Source organism: Nocardioides aurantiacus, assembly GCF_003752505.1.
GTDB lineage: Bacteria > Actinomycetota > Actinomycetes > Propionibacteriales > Nocardioidaceae > Marmoricola > Marmoricola aurantiacus.
In genome coordinates this window covers 1,081,376-1,102,671 of record NZ_RKHO01000001.1, presented here as the reverse complement: position 1 = coordinate 1,102,671, position 21,296 = coordinate 1,081,376, and the positions used below count along the sequence as shown (strand labels likewise).

General features: G+C 73.3%; 22 protein-coding genes. 11 read left to right on the top strand and 11 right to left on the bottom strand.

The features are described from left to right. Positions 1-49 precede the first annotated feature (49 nt). Positions 50-850 carry a biotin--[acetyl-CoA-carboxylase] ligase gene (locus tag EDD33_RS05250; RefSeq protein WP_123389405.1) on the bottom strand — a complete coding sequence of 267 codons (801 nt, stop codon included), beginning with the start codon at positions 848-850 and terminating at the stop codon, positions 50-52. A 71-nt stretch (positions 851-921) separates the two neighbouring features. Between EDD33_RS05250 and EDD33_RS05245 the strand changes: the two genes are divergently transcribed. Genes EDD33_RS05245 through EDD33_RS05235 form a run of 3 tightly spaced genes read left to right on the top strand, consistent with a single transcriptional unit; the run spans position 922 to position 3,408 of the window. Then, positions 922-2,541: an acyl-CoA carboxylase subunit beta gene (locus EDD33_RS05245; RefSeq protein ID WP_123389404.1), complete on the top strand. Its 1,620-nt coding sequence runs from the start codon at positions 922-924 to the stop codon at positions 2,539-2,541. Further along, positions 2,538-2,798 carry an acyl-CoA carboxylase subunit epsilon gene (locus tag EDD33_RS05240; protein WP_123389403.1) on the top strand — a complete coding sequence of 87 codons (261 nt, stop codon included), beginning with the start codon at positions 2,538-2,540 and terminating at the stop codon, positions 2,796-2,798. Before EDD33_RS05245 ends, EDD33_RS05240 begins: the two co-directional genes overlap by 4 nt. 1 nt (position 2,799) lies before the next feature. After that, positions 2,800-3,408 (top strand): Maf family protein, encoded by a 609-nt coding sequence (locus tag EDD33_RS05235; protein WP_123389402.1) that lies wholly within the window; start codon positions 2,800-2,802, stop codon positions 3,406-3,408. 111 nt (positions 3,409-3,519) lie between these two features. On the opposite strand, the gene EDD33_RS05230 is transcribed toward EDD33_RS05235, so the two are convergent. Together EDD33_RS05230 and EDD33_RS05225 are read right to left on the bottom strand one after the other, a co-directional pair. Further along, a complete protein-coding gene (locus EDD33_RS05230; RefSeq protein ID WP_123389401.1) occupies positions 3,520-4,692 on the bottom strand; it encodes an acyl-CoA dehydrogenase family protein in 1,173 nt (390 codons plus the stop codon). Between the two features lie 34 nt (positions 4,693-4,726). Beyond that, on the bottom strand, positions 4,727-5,197 hold the full coding sequence (locus tag EDD33_RS05225; RefSeq protein ID WP_123389400.1) for a MarR family winged helix-turn-helix transcriptional regulator: 471 nt from the start codon (positions 5,195-5,197) through the stop codon (positions 4,727-4,729). Positions 5,198-5,320: 123 nt separating this feature from the next. On the opposite strand from EDD33_RS05225, the gene EDD33_RS05220 reads away from it, so the two are divergent. From EDD33_RS05220 to EDD33_RS05200, 5 genes are all read left to right on the top strand, one after another. Then, a complete protein-coding gene (locus tag EDD33_RS05220; RefSeq protein WP_123389399.1) occupies positions 5,321-5,764 on the top strand; it encodes an OsmC family protein in 444 nt (147 codons plus the stop codon). Positions 5,765-5,854: 90 nt separating this feature from the next. Further along, positions 5,855-6,814 carry a deoxyribose-phosphate aldolase gene (deoC, locus tag EDD33_RS05215; protein ID WP_246003373.1) on the top strand — a complete coding sequence of 320 codons (960 nt, stop codon included), beginning with the start codon at positions 5,855-5,857 and terminating at the stop codon, positions 6,812-6,814. Positions 6,815-6,816: 2 nt separating this feature from the next. Next, positions 6,817-8,259: an aldehyde dehydrogenase family protein gene (locus tag EDD33_RS05210; protein WP_123389398.1), complete on the top strand. Its 1,443-nt coding sequence runs from the start codon at positions 6,817-6,819 to the stop codon at positions 8,257-8,259. Beyond that, positions 8,256-9,113 carry an aldehyde dehydrogenase family protein gene (locus EDD33_RS05205; RefSeq protein ID WP_123389397.1) on the top strand — a complete coding sequence of 286 codons (858 nt, stop codon included), beginning with the start codon at positions 8,256-8,258 and terminating at the stop codon, positions 9,111-9,113. The genes EDD33_RS05210 and EDD33_RS05205 overlap by 4 nt, the downstream gene beginning before the upstream one ends. Beyond that, a complete protein-coding gene (locus EDD33_RS05200) occupies positions 9,114-9,758 on the top strand; it encodes a uridine kinase family protein (RefSeq protein WP_246003372.1) in 645 nt (214 codons plus the stop codon). It begins immediately after the preceding gene. Here EDD33_RS05200 and EDD33_RS05195 read toward each other — a convergent pair. Next, positions 9,715-10,488 (bottom strand): helix-turn-helix transcriptional regulator, encoded by a 774-nt coding sequence (locus EDD33_RS05195; RefSeq protein ID WP_170169703.1) that lies wholly within the window; start codon positions 10,486-10,488, stop codon positions 9,715-9,717. The two genes, EDD33_RS05200 and EDD33_RS05195, sit on opposite strands and share 44 nt — an antisense overlap. 221 nt (positions 10,489-10,709) lie before the next feature. Continuing rightward, complete coding sequence (locus tag EDD33_RS05190) at positions 10,710-11,807, bottom strand: adenosine deaminase (RefSeq protein WP_211332428.1); 1,098 nt, start codon at positions 11,805-11,807, stop codon at positions 10,710-10,712. Positions 11,808-11,874: 67 nt separating this feature from the next. Here EDD33_RS05190 and EDD33_RS05185 point away from each other — a divergent pair, with 67 nt between their 5' ends. Next, entirely contained in the window at positions 11,875-12,327 is a 453-nt protein-coding gene (locus EDD33_RS05185) for a MaoC family dehydratase (RefSeq protein ID WP_123389395.1), read from the top strand. A gap of 81 nt (positions 12,328-12,408) precedes the next feature. Beyond that, the gene (locus tag EDD33_RS05180) at positions 12,409-12,723 is read left to right on the top strand and encodes an EthD family reductase (protein WP_123389394.1); all 315 of its coding nucleotides are present in this window, start codon (positions 12,409-12,411) and stop codon (positions 12,721-12,723) included. A 130-nt stretch (positions 12,724-12,853) separates the two neighbouring features. Here the strand turns inward: EDD33_RS05180 and EDD33_RS05175 are convergent, their stop codons facing one another. Beyond that, entirely contained in the window at positions 12,854-14,140 is a 1,287-nt protein-coding gene (locus tag EDD33_RS05175) for a thymidine phosphorylase (RefSeq protein ID WP_123389393.1), read from the bottom strand. A gap of 89 nt (positions 14,141-14,229) precedes the next feature. Here EDD33_RS05175 and EDD33_RS05170 point away from each other — a divergent pair, with 89 nt between their 5' ends. After that, positions 14,230-15,573, top strand: coding sequence for an MFS transporter (locus EDD33_RS05170; RefSeq protein ID WP_211332427.1), 1,344 nt, complete (start codon positions 14,230-14,232; stop codon positions 15,571-15,573). 73 nt (positions 15,574-15,646) lie between these two features. Here the strand turns inward: EDD33_RS05170 and EDD33_RS05165 are convergent, their stop codons facing one another. The 5 genes from EDD33_RS05165 to EDD33_RS05145 are packed head-to-tail and all read right to left on the bottom strand — an operon-like array spanning position 15,647 to position 21,191. Then, positions 15,647-16,807 (bottom strand): cytochrome P450, encoded by a 1,161-nt coding sequence (locus tag EDD33_RS05165; protein ID WP_123389392.1) that lies wholly within the window; start codon positions 16,805-16,807, stop codon positions 15,647-15,649. Further along, a complete protein-coding gene (locus tag EDD33_RS05160; RefSeq protein ID WP_211332426.1) occupies positions 16,779-17,186 on the bottom strand; it encodes a cytidine deaminase in 408 nt (135 codons plus the stop codon). The genes EDD33_RS05165 and EDD33_RS05160 overlap by 29 nt, the downstream gene beginning before the upstream one ends. Further along, complete coding sequence (locus EDD33_RS20250; RefSeq protein ID WP_123389390.1) at positions 17,183-18,460, bottom strand: ABC transporter permease; 1,278 nt, start codon at positions 18,458-18,460, stop codon at positions 17,183-17,185. Before EDD33_RS20250 ends, EDD33_RS05160 begins: the two co-directional genes overlap by 4 nt. Further along, positions 18,457-19,638 (bottom strand): ABC transporter permease, encoded by a 1,182-nt coding sequence (locus EDD33_RS05150; RefSeq protein ID WP_123389389.1) that lies wholly within the window; start codon positions 19,636-19,638, stop codon positions 18,457-18,459. Before EDD33_RS05150 ends, EDD33_RS20250 begins: the two co-directional genes overlap by 4 nt. Then, positions 19,635-21,191: an ABC transporter ATP-binding protein gene (locus tag EDD33_RS05145; RefSeq protein ID WP_211332425.1), complete on the bottom strand. Its 1,557-nt coding sequence runs from the start codon at positions 21,189-21,191 to the stop codon at positions 19,635-19,637. The genes EDD33_RS05150 and EDD33_RS05145 overlap by 4 nt, the downstream gene beginning before the upstream one ends. Positions 21,192-21,296 lie beyond the last annotated feature (105 nt).

Genomic DNA, 21,296 nt, shown 5'->3' with positions numbered 1-21,296 from the left:
ACCGCCGTGGGGGCCTCGCCGGGCTTGCGACGGGCGCGCGCGGCCCCGGTCACGACGCGCCGGCGGGACGGACGTGCACGACGTCCCCGGCGCCCAGGTGCTCCTCGCCCGCCTCGGTGCGGACCACCAGCCGGCCGTCCGCGTCGACGTCGACGGCCTCGCCCAGCACCTCCCCGCCCGGCACGGTCACCCGGACCTGCCGGCCCAGGGTCGCGCACTCCCCGACGTACGCCGCCCGCAGGTCCTCGCCCCCGGCCCACCGCTCCAGCGACCCGTCGAGCTCCTCGACGAGCGCGCCGAGCACCCGGGCCCGGTCGACGTCGGCGGCACCGACCAGCGCCAGCGAGGTCGCCCCGGGCACCGGCAGCTCGTCCTGCGACTGGGAGCAGTTCAGGCCGATCCCGATCACGGCGGCGGGCGTGCCGTCGCGGTCCACCCGCTCGAGCAGGATGCCGCCGAGCTTGCGCCCGTCGTCGGCGAGCACGTCGTTGGGCCACTTCAGCGCGACGTCCACGCCGGTGGTGCGGCGTACGGCGGCAGCGGTGGCCAGGCCGGTCGCCAACGGCAGCCAGCCCCACCGGGCGGGGGCGACGTCGGCGGCGGGAACGAGCAGGAACGACACCGTGAGCGAGCTGCGGGCGGGGCTGACCCACTCCCGCCCGAGCCGGCCGCGGCCCGCGGTCTGGTGCTCGGCGACCAGCACCAGCCCCCCGGTCTCGCCCCCGGCGTACCGCTGCGCCACGTCGGCGTTGGTCGACCCGGAGCTCTCCACCACCTCCACCCGCCAGCGGCCGGTGGCGCCCACGGCGGCCGCGTCGAGGGGTGGGCGGCGTGGCTGCTCGGCGTTCATGCCGTCTAGATTGGCGCACGCACGCGAGGCTGGCCAGGACACGGCCGCGACGACCCACGAGGAGCCCGACGTTGAGCGCACAACCCGGTGAAGGCACGGACGTCCCCGAGGACATCGACATCCACACCACCCAGGGCAAGCTGGCCGACCTCCAGCGGCGCATCGACGAGGCCGTCCACGCCGGGTCCGCGAAGGCCGTGGAGAAGCAGCACGCCAAGGGCAAGCAGACCGCCCGCGAGCGCATCGAGATGCTCTTCGACGAGGGCTCCTTCGTCGAGCTCGACGAGCTCGCCCGGCACCGCTCGGTCGCCTTCGGCCTGGAGAAGAACCGGCCCTACGGCGACGGCGTGATCACCGGCTACGGCACGATCGACGGCCGCCAGGTGTGCGTGTTCTCCCAGGACTTCACCGTCTTCGGCGGCTCGCTGGGCGAGGTCTACGGCGAGAAGATCACCAAGGTGATGGACCTCGCCATGAAGACCGGCTGCCCCATCATCGGCATCAACGAGGGCGCCGGCGCCCGCATCCAGGAGGGCGTGGTCTCCCTCGGGCTGTACGGCGAGATCTTCCGCCGCAACGTGCACGCCTCGGGCGTCATCCCGCAGATCAGCCTGATCATGGGGTCCTGCGCCGGCGGCCACGTCTACTCCCCCGCCGTCACCGACTTCACCGTGATGGTCGACGGCACCTCCAACATGTTCATCACCGGTCCCGACGTCATCAAGACCGTCACCGGCGAGGACGTCACGATGGAGGACCTCGGCGGCGCCCGCGCCCACAACACCAAGTCGGGCAACGCCCACTACATGGGCACCGACGAGCAGGACGCCCTGGAGTACACCAAGGCGCTGCTCTCCTACCTCCCGCAGAACAACATGGACGAGCCCCCGACCTACGACGACCCCGCCTCGATGGAGGTCTCCGACGAGGACCGCGAGCTCGACACCGTCATCCCCGACGGCGCCAACCAGCCCTACGACATGAAGACCGTCATCGCCGGCGTCGTCGACGACGGCGAGTTCCTCGAGGTGATGGAGCTCTTCGCCCCCAACATCGTCGTCGGCTACGGCCGGGTCGAGGGGAGGTCGGTCGGCGTCGTGGCCAACCAGCCGATGCAGTTCGCCGGCACCCTCGACATCGACGCCAGCGAGAAGGCCGCGCGCTTCGTCCGCACCTGCGACGCCTTCAACATCCCGGTGCTCACCTTCGTCGACGTGCCCGGCTTCCTGCCCGGGACCGACCAGGAGTGGAACGGCATCATCCGACGCGGGGCCAAGCTGATCTACGCCTACGCCGAGGCCACCGTCCCCCTCGTCACGATCATCACCCGCAAGGCCTACGGCGGGGCCTACGACGTGATGGGCTCCAAGCACCTCGGCGCCGACATCAACCTCGCCTGGCCGACCGCCCAGATCGCGGTGATGGGCGCCCAGGGCGCCGCCAACATCGTCTACCGCAAGGAGCTCAAGGCCCTCGAGGAGGACGGCGGCGACGTCGACCAGCGCCGGGCCGAGCTGATCGCGGAGTACGAGGACACGCTGGCCAACCCCTACGTCGCCGCCGAGCGCGGCTACGTCGACGCGGTCATCGCGCCCCACGAGACCCGCATCGAGGTGGTCCGGGCGCTGCGGCTGCTGGCCACCAAGCGTGCGACGCTGCCGCCCAAGAAGCACGGGAACATCCCGCTGTGAGCGGGTCGGAGCCGTCCCCGTCGGTCGAGCCCACGTCGGGGTCGCCGGCCTCGGTCGAGCCCGGGCCGCTCCTGCGCGTCGTCACGGGCGACCCCTCGCCGGAGGAGCTCGCCGCCCTGGTCGCGGTGGTCGCGGCCGCCGGGTCCGGCGGGGCGCCCGACTCCCCCGCTCCCCGCTCGGAGTGGTCGGCCCGCCACCGCCTGGTGCGCGGCCCGCACCGCCACGGACCCGGCGCCTGGCGCGCCAGCGCCCGCTGACGTGGCCCGCGTCCCCAAGCTCGTCCTCGCCTCGGCCTCCCCGGCCCGGCTCAAGACGCTGCGCGACGCCGGCCTCTCGCCGGAGGTCGTGGTCAGCGGCGTCGACGAGGAGTCGGTGCCCAAGGCCGGCCCCGCCGACTACACGATGCGCCTGGCCCAGCTCAAGGCCGTCGCGGTCGCCTCGAACGAGAAGCGCGCCCTGGTCATCGGCTGCGACTCGGTGCTCTCGATCGACGGTGAGATCCTCGGCAAGCCCGGCACCGAGGCCGAGGCCACCCGCCGTTGGCAGCAGATGCGCGGCCGCTCCGGCGTGCTCCACACCGGCCACTGCGTCATCGACACCCACCGCGAGGTCTGGCTGGCCCGCTCGGCGGCCACCCAGGTGCGCTTCGCCCACGTCACCGACGAGGAGATCGCGGCGTACGTCGCCACGGGTGAGCCCCTCGCCGTCGCCGGCGCCTTCACCCTCGACGGCCTCGGCGGCGCCTTCGTCTCCGGCGTCACCGGCGACCCCCACAACGTCGTCGGCATCAGCCTCCCCCTGCTGCGCCTGATGTTCGACGAGCTCGGCTTCACCTGGACCGACTTCTGGTCCTCCCCCTCCGCGTAGGGCCGGGACATGGGCAGTTTCACCGGCTAGCCGGTGAAACCGGCCGCAGCATCGGGACGAACCGGACATCGACGGGCAGTTTCACCGGCTAGCCGGTGAAACTGCCCGGCCCTACTCGACCGGGAGCCCCAACCCCCGCGCGATCAGCATCCGCTGGACCTCGGAGGTCCCCTCGCCGATCTCGAGGACCTTGGCGTCCCGGTAGAAGCGGGCGACGGGGTACTCCTCCATGAAGCCGTAGCCGCCGAAGACCTGGGTGGCGATGCGGGTGGCGGTCACGGCCGACTCGGTGGAGTAGAGCTTGGCGACGGCGGCCGCCTGCTTGAACTGCTTCATCGGGGCGCCGGCGTCCTTGAGGGCGGCGGCGCGGTAGGTGAGGCCGCGGCTGGCGTGCAGCATCACCTCGAGGTCGGCGATCTGGAAGGCGACGCCCTGCTTGCGCCCGATCGGCCCGCCGAAGGTCTGGCGCTCCCCCGCGTAGGCCAGTGCCATGTCGAGGCACGCCTGGATGCAGCCGACCGAGAGCGCCGAGATGGCGACGCGGCCGTCGTCGAGGGTGGCGAGGAACTGGGCGTAGCCGCGACCCCGCTCGCCGAGCAGGTGGTCCTCCGGCACGCGGGCGTCGCTGAAGGACAGCGGGTGGGTGTCCGAGGCGTGCCAGCCGAGCTTGTCGTAGGCCTTCTCGGCGGTGAAGCCGGGCGTCCCGCTCGGCAGCATGATGGCGGAGATCTCGGGGCGGCCGTCGGGCCGCTCGCCGGTCCGGGCCGTCACGGTGACCAGGCTGGTGACCGAGGAGCCGGAGTTGGTGATGAACTGCTTGGCGCCGTTGACGACCCACTCGCCCCCGTCGAGCTCGGCCTTGGTCCGGGTGGCGCCGGCGTCGGAGCCCGCGCCGGGCTCGGTCAGGCCGAAGCCGGCGAGCGCGGTGCCGGCGACGAGGTCGGGCAGCCAGCGCTCCTTCTGGGCCTGGGTGCCGTACTCCAGGAGTGGGTTGATGCCGAGCCCCACGCCCGCCTGCAGCGTGATGCCGAGCGACTGGTCGACCCGGCCGATCTCCTCGATCGCCACGCACAGCGAGGTGAAGTCGCCGTCCTCGCCCGCGCCGCCGAACTCCTCCGGCGCGGTCAGGCCGAACAGCCCCAGCTGCCCCATCGAGGCCACCACGTCGACCGGGAAGTGGTGGTCGCGGTCCCACTGGGACGCGTGGGGCGCGATCTCCTTCTCGGCGAAGTCACGTACGACGCGACGGAACGACTCGTGGTCCTCGGAGAGCTCGAAGGTCATGCGGGGCATGCTAGCCCCGCGACGTTAACGATCGCTAACTGTCGGCCGGGGTGTCCGCGGCCCGGCGTACGGCGCGGGTCAGGCGCACCAGCGAGGCCTGCAGCGCCCGGAACTCCGCGTCGTCGAGACCGACCGCCTCGCCGACCTTGCACTGCACGTCGTCGAAGCGCAGCCGCAGCCGGCGCCCCTCGGGGGTCAGTGCCACCTCGACCCGGCGCTCGTCGGCGGTGCTGCGGCGCCGCGTCAGCAGGCCCGCCTGCTCCATCCGCCGCAGCAGCGGGGTGAGCGTGCCGTGGTCGAGCTCGAGGTCGTGCCCGATCCGCTTCACCGCGACCGCGCCCTCGGCCGGCAGCGCCACGAGCACGAGGTACTGCGGGTAGGTCAGGCCGAGCTCGTCGAGCAGCGGCCGGTAGAAGGCCGTGACCGCGCGCGACGCGGCGTACAGGTCGAAGCAGAGCAGCTCGTCGAGGCCGCGCACCGGCGGCGGGTCGGTCGTCGCGCTCATGGAGACCTCCGAGGAGAAAGTTTTCCGCTGAACCACTTGTGGGACGAATCTTAGCGTGCCTACGATCATCTTGTGCACAAGACAAGTGCACGGGACCTCATCCCCGACGTGAAGGAGAGCACCATGCCCACTCGTACCGCTCGCACCGCCTGGAACGGCTCGCTGCAGGAGGGCTCGGGCCAGGTCGAGCTCAGCAGCTCCCAGGTCGGCACCTACGACGTCTCCTTCCCCAAGCGCGCGGCCGACGAGGCCGGTGGCACCACCAGCCCCGAGGAGCTCATCGCCGCTGCGCACTCGTCCTGCTACGCCATGCAGCTCTCGGCCCTGATCGCCGAGGCGGGCGGCACGCCCCAGTCCCTCGACGTGACCGCCGCCGTCTCGCTCGGCCCGGACGAGGCCGACGGCGGCTTCAGGCTGACCGGCATCAAGCTCACCGTCGTCGGTGAGGTCGAGGGCCTCGACGCGGCCGGCTTCGAGAAGGCCGCCCAGGACGCCAAGGCCGGCTGCCCCGTGAGCAAGGCGCTGACCGGCGTCGAGATCACCCTGGACGCCTCGCTCGAGGGCTGACCTCCCCGCGGGCTCACCCCCGCCCCCCTGACGCCGGACCCGGGCCACCGCCGATGTGCGCCCGGGTCTGGCCTTACCTACGATGGCGCGGTGACTCCCACGGCCCCGCTGCACGACGCCACCGCGTCCGACGCCGCGCTACGACGCTTCCTGCACGGCCTCCCGGGGGTCGACCAGGTCGGCGCCGAGCAGCGCGCCGCCGGGCTCGGCACCCGCTCGATCAAGGCCGCCGCCAAGGCGTACGCCGTGGACCTGGCCATCTCGATGGTCGACCTCACCACGCTGGAGGGCTCGGACACCCGCGGCAAGGTCCGCGCACTGTCGGCCAAGGCCCAGCGACCCGACCCGCTCGACCCCACCTGCCCCGCGACCGCGGCGGTGTGCGTCTACCCCGACATGGTCCCCCACGCCGTCGACGCCCTCGGGGACTCCGGCGTGCACGTCGCCTCCGTCGCGACCGCCTTCCCGAGCGGCCGCGCCGCGCTCGACGTCAAGCTCGCCGACACCCGTGACGCCGTCGAGGCCGGCGCCGACGAGATCGACATGGTCATCGACCGCGGCGCCTTCCTCAGCGGCCGCTACCTCGACGTCCACGACGAGATCGTGGCGGTCAAGGAGGCCTGCGCCCTCCCGGACGGGAGGAGCGCGCACCTCAAGGTGATCCTCGAGACCGGCGAGCTCCAGACCTACGACAACGTACGCCGGGCCAGCTGGCTGGCGATGATGGCCGGCGCCCACTTCATCAAGACCTCGACCGGCAAGGTGCAGCCCGCGGCCACCCTCCCGGTGACGCTGGTGATGCTCGAGGCGGTCCGCGACTACCGCATCGCCACCGGCCAGCAGGTCGGCGTCAAGCCCGCCGGCGGCATCCGCACCACCAAGGACGCGATCAAGCACCTCGTGATGGTCCACGAGGTCGCCGGGCCCGACTGGCTGGACCCCGACTGGTTCCGCTTCGGCGCCTCCAGCCTGCTCGACGACCTGCTGATGCAGCGCACCAAGCTGACCACCGGCCGCTACAGCGGTCCCGACTACGTGACGATGGACTGACGATGGCCACCTTCGAGTACGCCCCTGCCCCCGAGTCCCGGTCGGCGGTGACGCTGCGGGCGTCGTACGGCCTGTTCGTGAACGGCGAGTTCGTCGACGGGCGCGGCACGCCGTTCACGACCACCGACCCCGCCACCGAGGAGGTGCTCGCCGAGGTCGCCGAGGCCGACGAGCGCGACGTCGACGACGCGGTCAAGGCCGCCCGGCGGGCGCACACCCGGGTGTGGTCGCGGATGAGCGGCAGCGAGCGCGGCAAGTACCTCTTCCGGATCGCCCGGCTGGTGCAGGAGCGGGCCCGCGAGATCGCGGTGCTGGAGACCCTCGACAACGGCAAGCCGATCAAGGAGGCCCGTGACGTCGACGTCCCGACGGCCGCCGCCCACTTCTTCTACTACGCCGGCTGGGCCGACAAGCTCGAGCACGCCGGCCTCGGCACCAGCCCTGCGTCCCTCGGCGTCGCCGGCCAGGTGATCCCCTGGAACTTCCCGTTCCTCATGCTGGCCTGGAAGGTCGCGCCCGCGCTGGCCGCCGGCAACACCGTCGTGCTCAAGCCGGCCGAGACCACGCCGCTCACGGCGCTGCTCTTCGCCGAGATCTGCCAGCAGGCCGACCTGCCCCCGGGCGTGGTCAACATCGTCACCGGCGCCGGCGCGACCGGCCACGCGGTCGTCGCCCACGACGACGTCGACAAGGTCGCCTTCACCGGCTCCACCGAGGTCGGCAAGGCCATCGCCCGCAGCGTCGCCGGCACGGGCAAGAAGGTGACCCTCGAGCTCGGCGGCAAGGCCGCCAACATCGTCTACGACGACGCCCCGGTCGACCAGGCCGTGGAGGGCATCGTCGACGGCATCTTCTTCAACCAGGGCCACGTCTGCTGCGCCGGCTCGCGGCTGCTCGTCCAGGAGTCGGTGGCCGAGGAGGTCCTCGAGCGGCTCAAGCGCCGGATGGCCACGCTCCGGGTCGGCGACCCGCTCGACAAGAACACCGACGTCGGCGCCATCAACTCCCCCGAGCAGCTCGGTCGGATCCAGGAGCTGGTGGGCGTCGGCGAGGCCGAGGGCGCCGAGCGCTGGTCGGTGCCGTGCGAGCTGCCCGCGAAGGGCAGCTGGTTCGCCCCGACGCTGTTCACCGGCGTCAGCCAGGCCCACCGGATCGCCCGCGAGGAGATCTTCGGTCCGGTGCTGTCGGTGCTGACCTTCCGGACGCCGCAGGAGGCGGTCGCGAAGGCCAACAACACGCCGTACGGCCTCTCGGCGGGGGTGTGGTCCGACAAGGGCTCGCGGATCCTGTGGACCGCTGCCCGGCTGCGCGCCGGCGTGGTGTGGTCCAACACGTTCAACAAGTTCGACCCGGCCAGCCCGTTCGGCGGCTACCAGGAGTCGGGCTACGGCCGCGAGGGCGGCCGTCACGGCCTGGCCCCCTACCTGAAGGGCAGCGAGCGATGACGCGCGCCGACGTACGCAAGACCTACAAGCTCTACCTCGGCGGGGCCTTCCCCCGTTCGGAGTCGGGCCGCTCCTACGCCGTCGAGGACGCCAAGGGCCGGTTCTGGGCCCACGCCTCGCGGGCCTCGCGCAAGGACGCCCGCGACGCGGTCGTCGCCGCGCGCAAGGCCTTCGACGGCTGGTCCGGCCGCACGGCGTACAACCGGGGTCAGGTGGTCTACCGCGTGGCCGAGGTGCTCGAGAGCCGCCGCGACCAGTTCGAGGCCGAGCTGCGCACCGCCGAGGGGATCACCACCTCGCGGGCCCGCACCTACGTCGACGCCGCGGTCGACCGCCTGGTCTGGTACGCCGGGTGGTCGGACAAGCTCGCCCAGGTGGTCGGGGGCGCCAACCCGGTCTCCGGGCCCTACCTCAACCACTCCGCGCCCGAGCCGACCGGCGTCGTGGCCGTCGTCGCCCCCGCCGGGCCGCTGCTCGGGCTGGTGAGCGTGGTCGCCCCGGTCATCGCGACCGGCAACACCTGCGTCGTCATCGCCAGCCAGCCGCACCCGCTCACCGCGATCACGCTGGCCGAGGTGATGGCGACCTCCGACGTGCCCGGCGGCGTCGTCAACGTGCTCACCGGGCCGCAGGATGAGATCGCCCCGTGGCTGGCCTCCCACATGGACGTCAACGCCATCGACCTCACCGGTGTCGAGGACCCCGAGGCCGCCCGCAACCTGGAGATCGCGGCCGCCGACAACCTCAAGCGCGTCCGCCGCCCGGCCGCGGAGGACTGGCTGGCCACCCCGGGCCTGGACCGGATGACCGACTTCCTGGAGACCAAGACGGTCTGGCACCCGATGGGCCTCTGAGTGCCCGACCTGCCACTCCTGGCTCACGTCGTCGTGCTCGCCGGCCCCTCGGGGTCGGGCAAGTCCCGGCTCGCCGAGCGGCTCGGGCTCCCGGTGCTGCGGCTCGACGACTTCTACAAGGACGGCGACGACCCGACCCTGCCGGTGCTCGACCTGGCCGGCGGGGAGCCCGTCGTCGACTGGGACGCCCCCGGCTCCTGGAACCACGACGCCGCCGTCGCGGCGCTCGAGGAGCTGTGCCGCACCGGCTCCGTCGACGCGCCGGTCTACGAGATCGCGGCCAACGCCCGCACCGGCCACCGCGTCGTCGGGCTGGCCGGCGCGACGCTCGTCGTGGCCGAGGGGATCTTCGCGCAGGAGGTGGTCGCGGAGTGCCGCCGGCGCGGGCTGCTCGCGGCGGCGTACTGCGTGACCCAGCACCCGGCTGTCACCTTCGCCCGGCGACTCTCGCGCGACCTCAGCGAGCACCGCAAGCCGCCGTGGGTGCTGGTGCGCCGCGGCCTGCACCTGCTCCGCGCCCAGCGCGCCGTGGTGGCGCACGCCCGGTTGCTGGGCTGCGAGGTCTGCAGCCCCGAGGAGGCGCGGGTCGCGATCGGGCGGCTCAGGGACCGACCGGGTCCGACAGCTCCGACCAGCCGCCGTTGACGCCGCGGCCGCGCATCAGCAGCACCGCCTCGGTGCGGCTGGTGGCCTGCAGCGCGCGCAGGATCGCGCTCACCTCGCGCTCCACGGTGCGGGCCGAGAGGTCGAGCAGCCGAGCGATCGACTTGTCCTTCTCGCCGATGCACAGCAGCCGGGCCACGTCGAGCTGACGGCGGGTCAGGGGCGGCTGCTCCCCCGGGGCCAGCGCGGGCTTGGAGAGCCGCACCGTGGCCTCCCAGACCTCGAGCACCGCGGCGACGACCTGGGGCGCGCGGGTGCTCCAGGAGACCCGGTTGCCGAACGCGTCGGGGCGGCCGCCGATCAGCGCGGACGCCTCGTCGATGACCATGGCGCGCAGGAAGACCGGTCCGCTCTGCACGCGCGGGAAGATCGAGCTCAGCAGCGGGTGCGTGCGCAGCGACTGCGGCGAGGTGATCAGCTGCTGCTGGACGCCGCGCGCCTCGGCCCGCTGGGTCAGCTCGACCCCCGGGTCCTCGGGGTCGTAGGAGTAGTCCGGCTGGAGCACGCGGGAGACGCGGGTGGCGGTCGGCTCGAGGCGCTTGAGCTCCGCGACGAGGGCGCCGAGCCCCACCACGGGTCGCACCTCCTCGCCCCCCCGGGCGTTGCTTGCGGCCAGGTCCCCCACGAGCCGCTCGACCTCGTCGGACTGCTCCCGCAGCCGGCGGATGTCAGGCGTCTCCCCGAGAACGTGACCGTGGTCGATGACGTCCATGCAGGGCATGCTCGCAGAATCTGCGGCTGAGCAGCACCTCCGTCGCCCGCGCGACGAGACGGCGATCCCCCCGATCGCCGTCTCCGCGCCCGTGCGAGCGGCACCCGGGGACCGGGACCGCTGGACGGCACGGGCCTCACCCTCCCCGACGACGCCCCCGTTGTCTCGCCCGCAGGGCCCGATGTCGGATGGTCGCCACCGGCGTGTTGCGGGCCGTCCGGTCAGCCGCGCAGCGCCTCGGCGTACGCCGGCTTGACGACGTCCTCGATGATCGCGAGCCGCTGGTCGAAGTGGACGAAGGCCGACTTCATCGCGTTGACCGTCACCCAGCGCAGGTCCTCCAGCCCCCACCCGAAGGCCTCGACCAGGGCCTGCATCTCGCGCGTCATCGAGGTGCCGCTCATCAGCCGGTTGTCGGTGTTGACCGTGACGCGGAACTTCAGCCGGGCCAGCAGGCCGATCGGGTGCTCGGCGATCGAGGCGGCCGCCCCGGTCTGCACGTTGGAGTGCGGGCACAGCTCGAGCGGCACCCGCCGGTCGCGCACGTAGGAGGCCAGCCGACCCAGCCGCACCTCGCCGTCGTCGAGGACCTCGATGTCGTCGATGAGGCGTACGCCGTGACCCAGCCGGTCGGCGCCGCACCACTGCAGCGCCTCCCAGATCGAGGGCAGCCCGAACGCCTCGCCCGCGTGGATCGTGAAGTGGGCGTTGCTGCGCTTCATGTGCTCGAAGGCGTCGAGGTGCCGGGTGGACGGGTAGCCCGCCTCCGCGCCGGCGATGTCGAACCCCACCACCCCGGCGTCGCGGTGGGCCACGGCCAGCTCGGCGATCTCGCGGGAGCGGGCCGCGTGCCGCATCGCGGTCAGCAGCTGGCGTACGACGACGGCCCGGCCGCCGCCGGCCGCGACCGTCCCGGTGCCCTCGTCGATGCCGTCCTGCACGGCGCGCACCACCTCGTCGAGGGTCAGCCCGGCGGCGAGGTGCTGCTCGGGGGCGTAGCGCACCTCGGCGTACACCACGCCGTCCGCGGCCAGGTCCTCGACGCACTCGCGGGCGACGCGGCGCAGGTGGTCGGCGCGCTGCATCACCGCGACGGTGTGGTCGAAGGTCTCCAGGTAGCGCGGCAGCGACCCGCTGTCCGCGGACTCGGTGAACCAGCGGCCCAACGACGCGGCGTCGTCCGCGGGCAGGGCGTGCCCGACCTCGTCGGCCAGCTCGAGGATCGTGGCCGGGCGCAGGCCGCCGTCGAGGTGGTCGTGCAGCAGCACCTTGGGGACGGACCGGATCTGCGCGGTGGTGAGGGCGGTAGGTTCGGCCATGCCGCCATCCAACACCGTCGTCGGGCGAGGCTCGGGACGGGTCGACGCCGAACGGGAGCCCCCCAGCATGCGCACCTTCAGCACCTTCGAGGAGATCGAGTCCGCCGCCGGCGAGGAGGTGGGCACCACCGACTGGGTGGAGATCACCCAGGAGCGCGTCGACCGGTTCGCCGACGCGACCGGCGACCACCAGTGGATCCACGTCGACGTCGAGAAGGCGAAGGAGGGACCGTTCGGCGGCACCATCGCCCACGGCTACCTCACGCTCTCGCTCATCCCCTGGCTCAGCGCCCAGGTGATCGACCTGCAGACCTCGGGCGCCAAGCTCAACTACGGCGTCAACAAGGTCCGCTTCCCCCACCCCGTCCTCGTCGGCTCGCGGGTGCGCCTGGTCGCCAGCGTCGGCTCCATCACCGAGGTCTCCGCCGGTCGCCAGCTCACCTTGAAGTACGTCGTCGAGATCGAGGGCCAGGACAAGCCCGCCTGTGTCGCCGAGACGGTCGTCCTGCTGCTCGGCTGAGCGGGGTCGGCAGAGGTCCTCAGAGGGTCGGTGGTCCGGGACGACCTTGTGCCGCGGGGAGGCAGGGGCGAGGGTGGGTCCATGACCTACCAGCTCACCGTCGTGTACGGACACCCCGACGACCCGGCCGCCTTCGACGAGCACTACGCGAGCACGCACGCCCCGCTCGCCGCGAAGGTGCCCGGGCTGCTGTCCTACACCTCCCACCGGGCCGACCCGGGCCCCGACGGCTCCCCCGCCGACCACTACCTGGTCGCGGTCCTCACCTTCGCCGACCGCGACGCGTTCGCGGCCGGCTTCGGCGGGCCCGAGGGCAAGGCCGCGGTCGCCGACGTCCCCACCTTCGCCACCGGCGGCGCGACGCTGCTGTCGGGCGAGGTCACGACGTACGTCTGAGGTCACCGGGGGCCACGGAGCAGGGGACGGGGTCCCGTCTCGCCCGGGCCGTCCCGCGGTGCGTCATGCGAGATGGTGGCGCGAGCCACCAGCACGTATGACGTCCGGGGCGTCGAGGCCTGCCGCCGACTCAGCCGACCCGGTCGATCACGATCGGCCCGGGCTCGTACGCCGTGCCGGCCGGCGAGACGTCGTAGCCGCCCTCCAGCGAGGCGAGCGCGCGCTCGAACCGGTCGGGCTCGTCGGTGTGCAGCGTGAGCAGGGGCTGTCCCGAGGTGACCTCGTCACCGGGCCGGGCGTGCCACTCGACCCCCGCGCCGGCCTGGACCGCGGCGCCCTGGGTGGCGCGCCCGGCGCCGAGGCGCCACGCGGCCATGCCGACGGCCATCGCGTCGAGCCGGGTCAGGACGCCCGAGGACGGCGCCGTGACGACGTGGGTCTCGCGGGCGGTCGGCAGCGGCGCGGCCGGGTCGCCTCCCTGGGCCGAGACCATCGACCGCCAGGCGTCGAGGGCCGCGCCCGAGGCCAGCACCTCGGCGGGGTCGACGTCGTCGCGCCCCGCCCCGGCGAGCATCTCGCGGGCCAGGGCCAGGGTGAGCTCGACGACGTCGGCGGGCCCGCCGCCCTCGAGCACCTCGACCGACTCGCGGACCTCGAGGGCGTTGCCCGCGGTGAGCCCGAGCGGGACCGACATCTCGGTCAGCAGCGCGACGGTGTGGACCCCGGCGTCGGTGCCGAGCGCGACCATCGTCTCGGCCAGCTCGCGGGCGCGCTCCAGGTCCTTCATGAACGCCCCCGTGCCGACCTTGACGTCGAGCACGAGCGAGCCGGTGCCCTCGGCGATCTTCTTGCTCATGATCGAGGACGCGATCAGCGGGATCGCCTCGACGGTCCCGGTGACGTCGCGCAGGGCGTAGAGCTTCTTGTCCGCCGGGGCCAGGCCGGACCCCGCGGCGCAGACGACGGCGCCGACGTCCTCGAGCTGGCGCAGCATGTCGGCGGTGGAGAGCGAGGCCTGCCAGCCGGGGATCGCCTCGAGCTTGTCGAGGGTGCCGCCGGTGTGGCCGAGACCGCGGCCGGAGAGCTGGGGCACCGCGACGCCGCAGGCCGCCACCAGCGGGGCGAGCGGCAGCGTGATCTTGTCGCCGACGCCGCCGGTGGAGTGCTTGTCGGCGGTGGGACGCGAGAGCGAGGAGAAGTCCATCCGCTCGCCGCTGGCGATCATCGCGGCGGTCCAGCGGGAGATCTCGCGGCGGTCCATGCCGTTGAGCAGGATCGCCATCGCGAGCGAGGACATCTGCTCGTCGGCCACCTCGCCCCGGGTGTAGGCGTCGATCACCCAGTCGATCTGGCTGTCGCTGAGCTCGCCACCGTCGCGCTTGGCGACGATGACCTCGACGGCGTCGTGCTGGGCCATGGCGGTCCTCCCTCGGGTGCTGCGGACCGACCAACCTACCGGCGCTCCCACGGTGCGCGACGTCAGGCACGGGCGGGCAGGCTGGGGCGGTGACGACGACCGAGCCGAGCGTGCGCGAGGAGCTCTTCGGGCCCGCGCACCGCGCGGTGACGATCGGGATCGTGCTGACGATCAGCCTGATCGCCTTCGAGGCGATGGGGGTCGGTACGGCGATGCCGGCGCTGGTCGCCGACCTCGGGTCGGTGGAGACCTACGCCTGGCCGTTCGTGGCCTTCATCGCCAGCACCGTCGTCGGAACCGTGCTGGCCGGTCGCTGGTGCGACGCCCACGGCCCGCGGATGCCGCTGCTGGTGGGGCCGGTGCTGTTCGGCGGGGGCCTGCTGCTGGCGGGGCTGTCCCCGTCGATGACGCCCCTGCTCGCCGGCCGGGTGCTGCAGGGGTTCGCCTCGGGCGGGCTCGGCGTCGGGGTCTACGTCCTGATCGCCGTGGTCTACCCCCGGCACGCGCGGCCGGCGGTCTTCGCGCTGCTCTCGGCGTCGTGGGTGCTGCCCTCGCTCGTCGGGCCGCCGGTGGCCGGGTTCGTCACCGAGCGCTTCTCCTGGCACTGGGTCTTCCTCGGGCTCGTCCCGCTGGTCGTCGTGGCCGTGCTCCTGGTGCTGCCGGCCGTCGCCGGGCTGCGGGCGCCCGACGGCGAGCCGCCCGCGGCGCGACCGGGGCTGGTGCCGGCAGCGATCACCGCGTCGGTCGCCGTCTCCGCCCTGACCTGGGCCGCGGAGGACCCCCGAGGCGGTCGGCTCGCCGTCGTGGTCGGGTCGGTGGTGCTGCTGGCGCTGGCCCTGGTGCGCGTCCTGCCCGCCGGCACGCCGCGCGCCGGCGCCGGCATCGGGGCGGTGGTCGCGGGCCGGTGGCTGGTCTCGGGCGCGTTCTTCACTGCCAACGCCTACCTCCCGCTCACGCTCACCACCACCCACGGCTGGTCGCTGACGGCGGCGGGGGCGCCCCTCATCGTCGGCTCGCTCGGCTGGTCGGCCGCGTCGACCTGGCAGGGCCGCCGCCCGGGCCTGCCCCGCGCCACGCTGCTGCGCGTCGGCTTCGCCCTCGTGGCCGTGGGTCTCGCGCTGCTGGTGCCGGTCACCCTCGGCGGCGTGCCCTGGCTGGCCTTCGTCGGCCTCACCCTCAGCGGCGCCGGGATGGGCCTCTCCTACTCCTCGCTGTCCTTCCTGATGCTGGCCCACTCCGAGCAGCAGGAGGTGGGCTTCCACTCCTCCTCGGTCCAGCTGGCCGACCAGATGTCGCAGGCGGTCTTCGTCGGCCTCGGCGGTGCGCTGCTGGCCGTGCTGGTGCCCACCGTCGCGCTCCCCGCGCTGGTCGCCGGGCTCGTCGGGCTGGCCGTCCTGGGCTTCGGGATCAGCCCGCGCACCCGCGAGACCTGAGGACGACCGGGGCCTCGACAGGCTGGACCGGCCATCCGGTCTTCACCGGCGACCGGCTCGACCGGCGACCGGCTCAGGCGCGGACCGGCACCTCGGCCCAGCCGCGGAGCACGAAGGTCCCCCGGCTGGTCGGCTCCCCCGCGAGGGCCAGGTCCGGGAGCGAGGTGCGCAGCGCGTCGAGCGACTCGACCAGCTCCATCCGGGCCAGCGGCGCGCCCAGGCAGAAGTGCAGGCCGGCGCCGAAGGCGAGGTGCGGGTTGGTCGCGCGTGCGGCGTCGAAGCGGTCGGGCTCGGCGAAGACCGCCGGGTCACGGTTGGCCGCGCCGAGCAGCGCCGCCACCCGCTCACCCTCGGCGACGACCACGCCGCCGACCTCGACGTCGGTGGTCGCGGTGCGTTCGAAGAGCTGCAGCGCCGAGTCGAAGCGCAGCATCTCCTCCACCAGGACGGGCAGCTCCGCGACCTCGCCGAGGCGTACGCCGCCGCGCAGCGCGGCGACGAGCCCGTTGCCGAACACGTTGACCGAGGCCTCGTGACCGGCGTTGAGCAGCAGCACCACGGCGGCGACCAGCTCGACCTCGGACAGCCCGGCGGCCAGCAGGTCGGTGGTGAGGTCCTCGCCGGGGTGGGTGCGACGGCGCGTGACGTGCTCACGCACCAGGGCGGCGAACTCGGTCGCCGCGGTCACCGCCGCGTCCACGGTGGCGGGCGAGGGCGACGGCTCGTACATCCGCACGATCGCCTGCGACCAGGCCCGCAGCGCCGGCACCTCGGCCCGGTCCAGCCCGACGAGCTCGGCGATGACCAGGACGGGCAGCGGCTCGGCGTACGACGCGAGCACGTCGAAGCCCGACCGGTCGACCTCGGCCAGCAGCCCGGCGGCGAGCTCCCGCACCCGGGGGCGCAGCCGCTCGACGTGGCCGCGGTTGAAGGCGCCGGAAACGGCCCGGCGCAGCCGGGTGTGCTCGGGCGGCTCGTTCTCCATCATCTGGTGGCGGTGGAGCAGGTTGAACGGCTCGAGGTACGCCGCGGGCTCGCGGTCGCGCCAGATCCGGCCGAGCCGCCGGTCGCGGAGCACGGCCCCGGCGGCGGCGTGCGAGAAGGCCAGCCAGGCGCCGGTGTCCTCGTGCCGGGCCACCGCGTGCCGCTCCCGCTCGGTGGCCAGCACCGGGTAGGGGTCGGCCACGACGGCGGCCGAGGTCAGGTCAACCGAGGTCGTCGGCGCCGAAGGCATCGGGCAGCACCTCGTCCATGCGTCGTACGCCGCGCGCGGTGAGCAGCAGCAGGTCGGCACCGCCGTTCTCCCACAGCAGCTGTCGGCAGCGACCGCACGGCATGATCAGTCGCTCCTCGCCGTCGACGCACACGAAGTGGGTCAACCGACCGCCGCCGCTGCGGTGGAGCTGGGAGACCAGACCGCACTCGGCGCACAGCGCCACGCCGTACGCCGCGTTCTCGACGTTGCAGCCCGAGACCATCCGGCCGTCGTCGACCAGGGCGGCGGCGCCGACCCGGAAGCGGGAGTACGGCGCGTAGGCGTGCGCGGAGGCGGCGACCGCCTCGGCCCGGAGCGCCTCCCAGCCGCCGACGGGCTCGTCGGGAGCCTCGCTCACCCGGCCGCTCCCTTGCGGTAGATCACGCCGTCGGCGGCGGGCATCCGCAGCCGCTGCGAGGCCAGCGCGAGCACCAGCAGCGTGGTGACGTAGGGCGACATCCGGGTGAAGTCGGCCGGCACCACGTCGGTGCTGGCGAACCACGCCAGGAAGGCGACGGCGAACACGCCCAGCCAGACCGCGGTGCGGCCCTTGCGCTGCACCACCTGCACGACGGCGACGACGACGAGCAGCACGCCGACCAGGAGGAGCAGCGCGTGCACGGTCTCCGGGCCGTTGCGGAACGGCAGCGCCTGGGTGTAGCCGAAGAGCAGCGCCCCGACGAGCAGGCCGGTGGGACGCCAGTTCCCGAAGATCATCGCGGCCAGTCCGATGTAGCCGATGCCGCTGCTCATCCCGACCTGGAAGCCCGAGGACGAGACCATCGCGATCATGGCGCCGCCGAAGCCGGCCAGCGCGCCCGAGACCAGCACGGCGACGACCTTGTAGCGGTAGACGTCGACGCCCAGCGACTCCGCCGCGGCGGGGGCCTCGCCGACCGAGCGCAGCCGCAGCCCGAAGCGCGTGCGCCAGAGCAGCCAGAAGCTCAGCGGCAGGAGCAGCAGCCCGACGACGTGGAGCAGCGAGAGGTTGCGGGTGAACACCTCGACCAGCCCGGCCAGGTCGCTGACGACGAACCAGCCTCGCTCGGCCAGCGCCTTGGCCGGCTCGGAGACGAAGGGGACGTCGATGCGCGGCACGGCGGGCAGCGGGGGCGACTGCGTGGGACCGCCTCCCGGCAGCGCGGAGAACCACACCTCGGCCAGGAAGCCGGAGATGCCCAGGGCGATGATGTTGATCGCGACGCCGGAGACGATGTGGTCGACCGCGAAGACGACGGTGGCCAGTGCGTGCAGCGCCCCGCCGACGATGCCGAAGACGATCGCTCCGAGGACACCGGCGACCCAGCCGTAGTTGTAGCCGATGTAGCCCGCGCCGAGCGTGCCGAGGATCATCATGCCCTCGAGGCCGATGTTGACCACGCCCGCGCGCTCGGACCACAGCCCACCCAGGCCCGCCATCGCGATCGGGGTGGCCGCGGTGAGGGTCAGCGCCAGGGTGCCGAAGGACGTCAGCGGCCCGGCGCCCGTGACCACCCGCACCAGGCACAGCAGCAGGAAGACGGCGACACCGATGCCGAGCAGCCGCAGGCCGCGACGCGGGGCGGGCTCGGCGGCGCCGGCGGCGGCCGAGCGCGCCCCGGTGGCGCTGCTCGCGGGGGTGGGGACGCTCATCGGGCACCTCCGGCAGGGGTCGGGGCGGGCGTCGGGGCGGCCGGGGCGGCCGGGTCGGTCGGGTCGGTCGGGTCGGTCGGGGCCGGCGGTCCACCACGGCCCGGAGGGGCCTCGTCGTCGAGCTGGCGGGCCACCTGGGCCTGCTCCTGGCGGACGCGGTAGCGGCGTACGACGACGTAGGCGATGACCACGGCCAGCACGATGATGCCCTGGGTCGCCTCGATGATGTCGGGGCTGATGCCGGCCTGGATGTTGAGCAGGTTGGCCTGCTGGGAGAGGTAGGCGAAGACCAGCGCGCCGAAGGCGATGCCGACGGGGTGGTTGCGCCCGAGCAGCGCCACCGCGATGCCGGTGAACCCGAGCCCGGTCTGGAAGGAGGAGCCGTAGTTGAACGACTGCGAGAACATCACCGGCAGCCCGATCAGGCCGGCGACGGCGCCCGAGACGAGCATCGTGACCACGATCATCCGGCGGGTGTCGACGCCGCTGGCCACGGCCGCGGACTCCGAGGCGCCCGTGGCACGCAGGTCGAAGCCGAAGCGGGTGCGGTTGAGCAGCACCCAGAACAGCACGCCGACCACGACCGCGAGCAGCGCCAGGCCGTAGAGCTGCACCGGGCTCTCGGGGAACAGCGCGATGGTGCCGACCCGGCTGCCCTCGGGCATCGCCTTGGTGTTGGTCGCGTTGCCGGTGCGCTCGCCCCACTGCTTGATGAAGTAGCCGATCAGCGAGCCCGCGATGGCGTTGAGCATGATCGTCGAGATCACCTCGCTGACGCCGCGGTAGGCCCGCAGTGCGCCGGCGATGCCGGCCCACAGCGCGCCGACGAGCATCGCGACCAGGATGGCGGCCACGGTGTTGAGGTAGCCCGGCAGCCAGGCCTGGCCGGCGAAGGCGCCGGCGGCGAAGCCGGCCAGGCGGTACTGGCCCTCGACGCCGATGTTGAACAGGTTCATCCGGAAGCCGATGGCCGCGGCCACGCCGGAGAGGTAGAGGATGGCCGACTGGTTGGCGATCGCGACGATCGCGCGCTCCCCCGGCAGCGCCGTCATCACGCTCCAGAAGCCGGCGACGTCGTCACCGGTGGCGAGCAGCAGCGCGCTCACGATCAGCCCGGCGGCCACCAGCGCCAGGACGGGGGCGGCGAGCACGAGCCCGGCCCGGCGTACGACGCTCATCGCGCGGTCTCCTCGTCGCCCGCCCCGGTCATCGCCGAGCCGAGCTGCTGGGGGGTGACGGTCTGCGGGTCGAAGTCGCCGACGAGACGACCGCGCAGCATCACCCGGATGGTGTCGGACAGGCCGATCAGCTCGTCGAGGTCGGCCGAGACGAGCAGCACGGCCAGGCCCTCGCGCCGGGCGTCCTTGATGTGGCGCCAGATCTGCGCCTGGGCGCCGACGTCGACGCCGCGCGTCGGGTGCGAGGCGACGAGCAGCACGGGGTCGCCGCTCATCTCGCGGCCGACGATGAACTTCTGCTGGTTGCCGCCCGACAGCGCCCGGGCGGTGGTGTCGATGCCGGGCGTGCGGACGTCGTACTGCTCCACGATGCGGGTGGAGTCCTTGCGCGAGCCGCGCACGTCGAGCCAGCCGCCGCGCACCGACGGCGGGCGGGTCTGGTGGCCCAGGATGCGGTTCTCCCACAGCGGGGAGTCGAGCAGCAGGCCGTGGCGGTGGCGGTCCTCGGGCACGTAGCCGATCCCGGACTCGCGCCGGTGGCGCGTCGACCACCCGGTGACGTCCTGGTCGGCGAGGTGGACCGACCCCTGGGAGGGGCGCCGCATGCCGACCAGCGCCTCGACGAGCTCGGTCTGGCCGTTGCCCTCGACGCCGGCGATGCCCAGCACCTCGCCGGCGTGGATGTCGAAGGAGACGTCGGCGAGCTCGGGGCGACCGGTCGCGTCCAGCACGGTCAGGTCGCGCACCGAGAGCAGCACGCGGTCGGTGACGGTCGACTCCTCGGTGCTCGGCGAGGGCAGCTCGCTGCCGACCATCAGCTCGGCGAGCTGGCGCGAGGTGACCTCGGCCGGGTCGACCGAGGCGACCGTGGTGCCGCGCCGGACGACGGTGATGCGGTCGGCGACGGCGCGGACCTCGTCGAGCTTGTGCGAGATGAAGATGAGGGTGTTGCCCTGCTCGCGCAGCAGCCGCAGGTTGTCGAACAGCGCGTCGACCTCCTGCGGCACCAGCACGGCCGTGGGCTCGTCGAGGATGATGATCCGGGCACCGCGGAAGAGCACCTTGAGGATCTCCACGCGCTGGCGCTCGCCGACGCCGAGGGTCTCGACCAGCTCGTCGGGGTCGAGGCCGAAGCCGTACTGCTCGGAGATCTCGAGGATCCGGCGCCGCGCGGCGTCGCCGATGCCGTGCAGCTTCTCGGCGCCCAGGGTGACGTTCTCCAGGACGGTGAGGTTGTCGGCCAGCATGAAGTGCTGGAAGACCATGCCGATGCCGCGCGCGATGGCGTCGGCCGGGGTGGACAGCGTGACCTGCTGGCCCTCGACGGTGATGGTGCCGTCGTCGGGCTTCTGCACGCCGTACAGGATCTTCATCAGGGTCGACTTGCCGGCGCCGTTCTCCCCCACGAGCGCGTGGATGGTGCCGCTGTCGATGGTGATGTCGACGTCGTGGTTGGCGATCACGCCGGGGAAGCGCTTGCCGATGCCCCGCAGCTCGATGGCGGGGGTGCCGGTGCGCTCTGGGTGCGTCTGCGAGCCGGTGCTGGTCGACACGATCCGCCTACCTCCTCGTGGTGGGACACGCCAGGTGCCCGGGCAGACCCTACGGGTCGCCCGGGCACCTGGTCACTGCTGCTGGACCGGCCGTGGGCCGGGCCT

Excerpts from the sequence above, each read along its gene's own strand:
- EDD33_RS05250 (WP_123389405.1), bottom strand. The coding sequence starts at position 850 with ATGAACGCCGAGCAGCCACGCCGCCCACCCCTCGACGCGGCCGCCGTG.
- EDD33_RS05230 (WP_123389401.1), bottom strand. The coding sequence starts at position 4,692 with ATGACCTTCGAGCTCTCCGAGGACCACGAGTCGTTCCGTCGCGTCGTA.
- EDD33_RS05225 (WP_123389400.1), bottom strand. The coding sequence starts at position 5,197 with ATGAGCGCGACGACCGACCCGCCGCCGGTGCGCGGCCTCGACGAGCTG.
- EDD33_RS05220 (WP_123389399.1), top strand. The coding sequence starts at position 5,321 with ATGCCCACTCGTACCGCTCGCACCGCCTGGAACGGCTCGCTGCAGGAG.
- EDD33_RS05210 (WP_123389398.1), top strand. The coding sequence starts at position 6,817 with ATGGCCACCTTCGAGTACGCCCCTGCCCCCGAGTCCCGGTCGGCGGTG.
- EDD33_RS05205 (WP_123389397.1), top strand. The coding sequence starts at position 8,256 with ATGACGCGCGCCGACGTACGCAAGACCTACAAGCTCTACCTCGGCGGG.
- EDD33_RS05195 (WP_170169703.1), bottom strand. The coding sequence starts at position 10,488 with ATGGACGTCATCGACCACGGTCACGTTCTCGGGGAGACGCCTGACATC.
- EDD33_RS05190 (WP_211332428.1), bottom strand. The coding sequence starts at position 11,807 with ATGGCCGAACCTACCGCCCTCACCACCGCGCAGATCCGGTCCGTCCCC.
- EDD33_RS05185 (WP_123389395.1), top strand. The coding sequence starts at position 11,875 with ATGCGCACCTTCAGCACCTTCGAGGAGATCGAGTCCGCCGCCGGCGAG.
- EDD33_RS05180 (WP_123389394.1), top strand. The coding sequence starts at position 12,409 with ATGACCTACCAGCTCACCGTCGTGTACGGACACCCCGACGACCCGGCC.
- EDD33_RS05175 (WP_123389393.1), bottom strand. The coding sequence starts at position 14,140 with ATGGCCCAGCACGACGCCGTCGAGGTCATCGTCGCCAAGCGCGACGGT.
- EDD33_RS05165 (WP_123389392.1), bottom strand. The coding sequence starts at position 16,807 with ATGCCTTCGGCGCCGACGACCTCGGTTGACCTGACCTCGGCCGCCGTC.
- EDD33_RS20250 (WP_123389390.1), bottom strand. The coding sequence starts at position 18,460 with ATGAGCGTCCCCACCCCCGCGAGCAGCGCCACCGGGGCGCGCTCGGCC.
- EDD33_RS05150 (WP_123389389.1), bottom strand. The coding sequence starts at position 19,638 with ATGAGCGTCGTACGCCGGGCCGGGCTCGTGCTCGCCGCCCCCGTCCTG.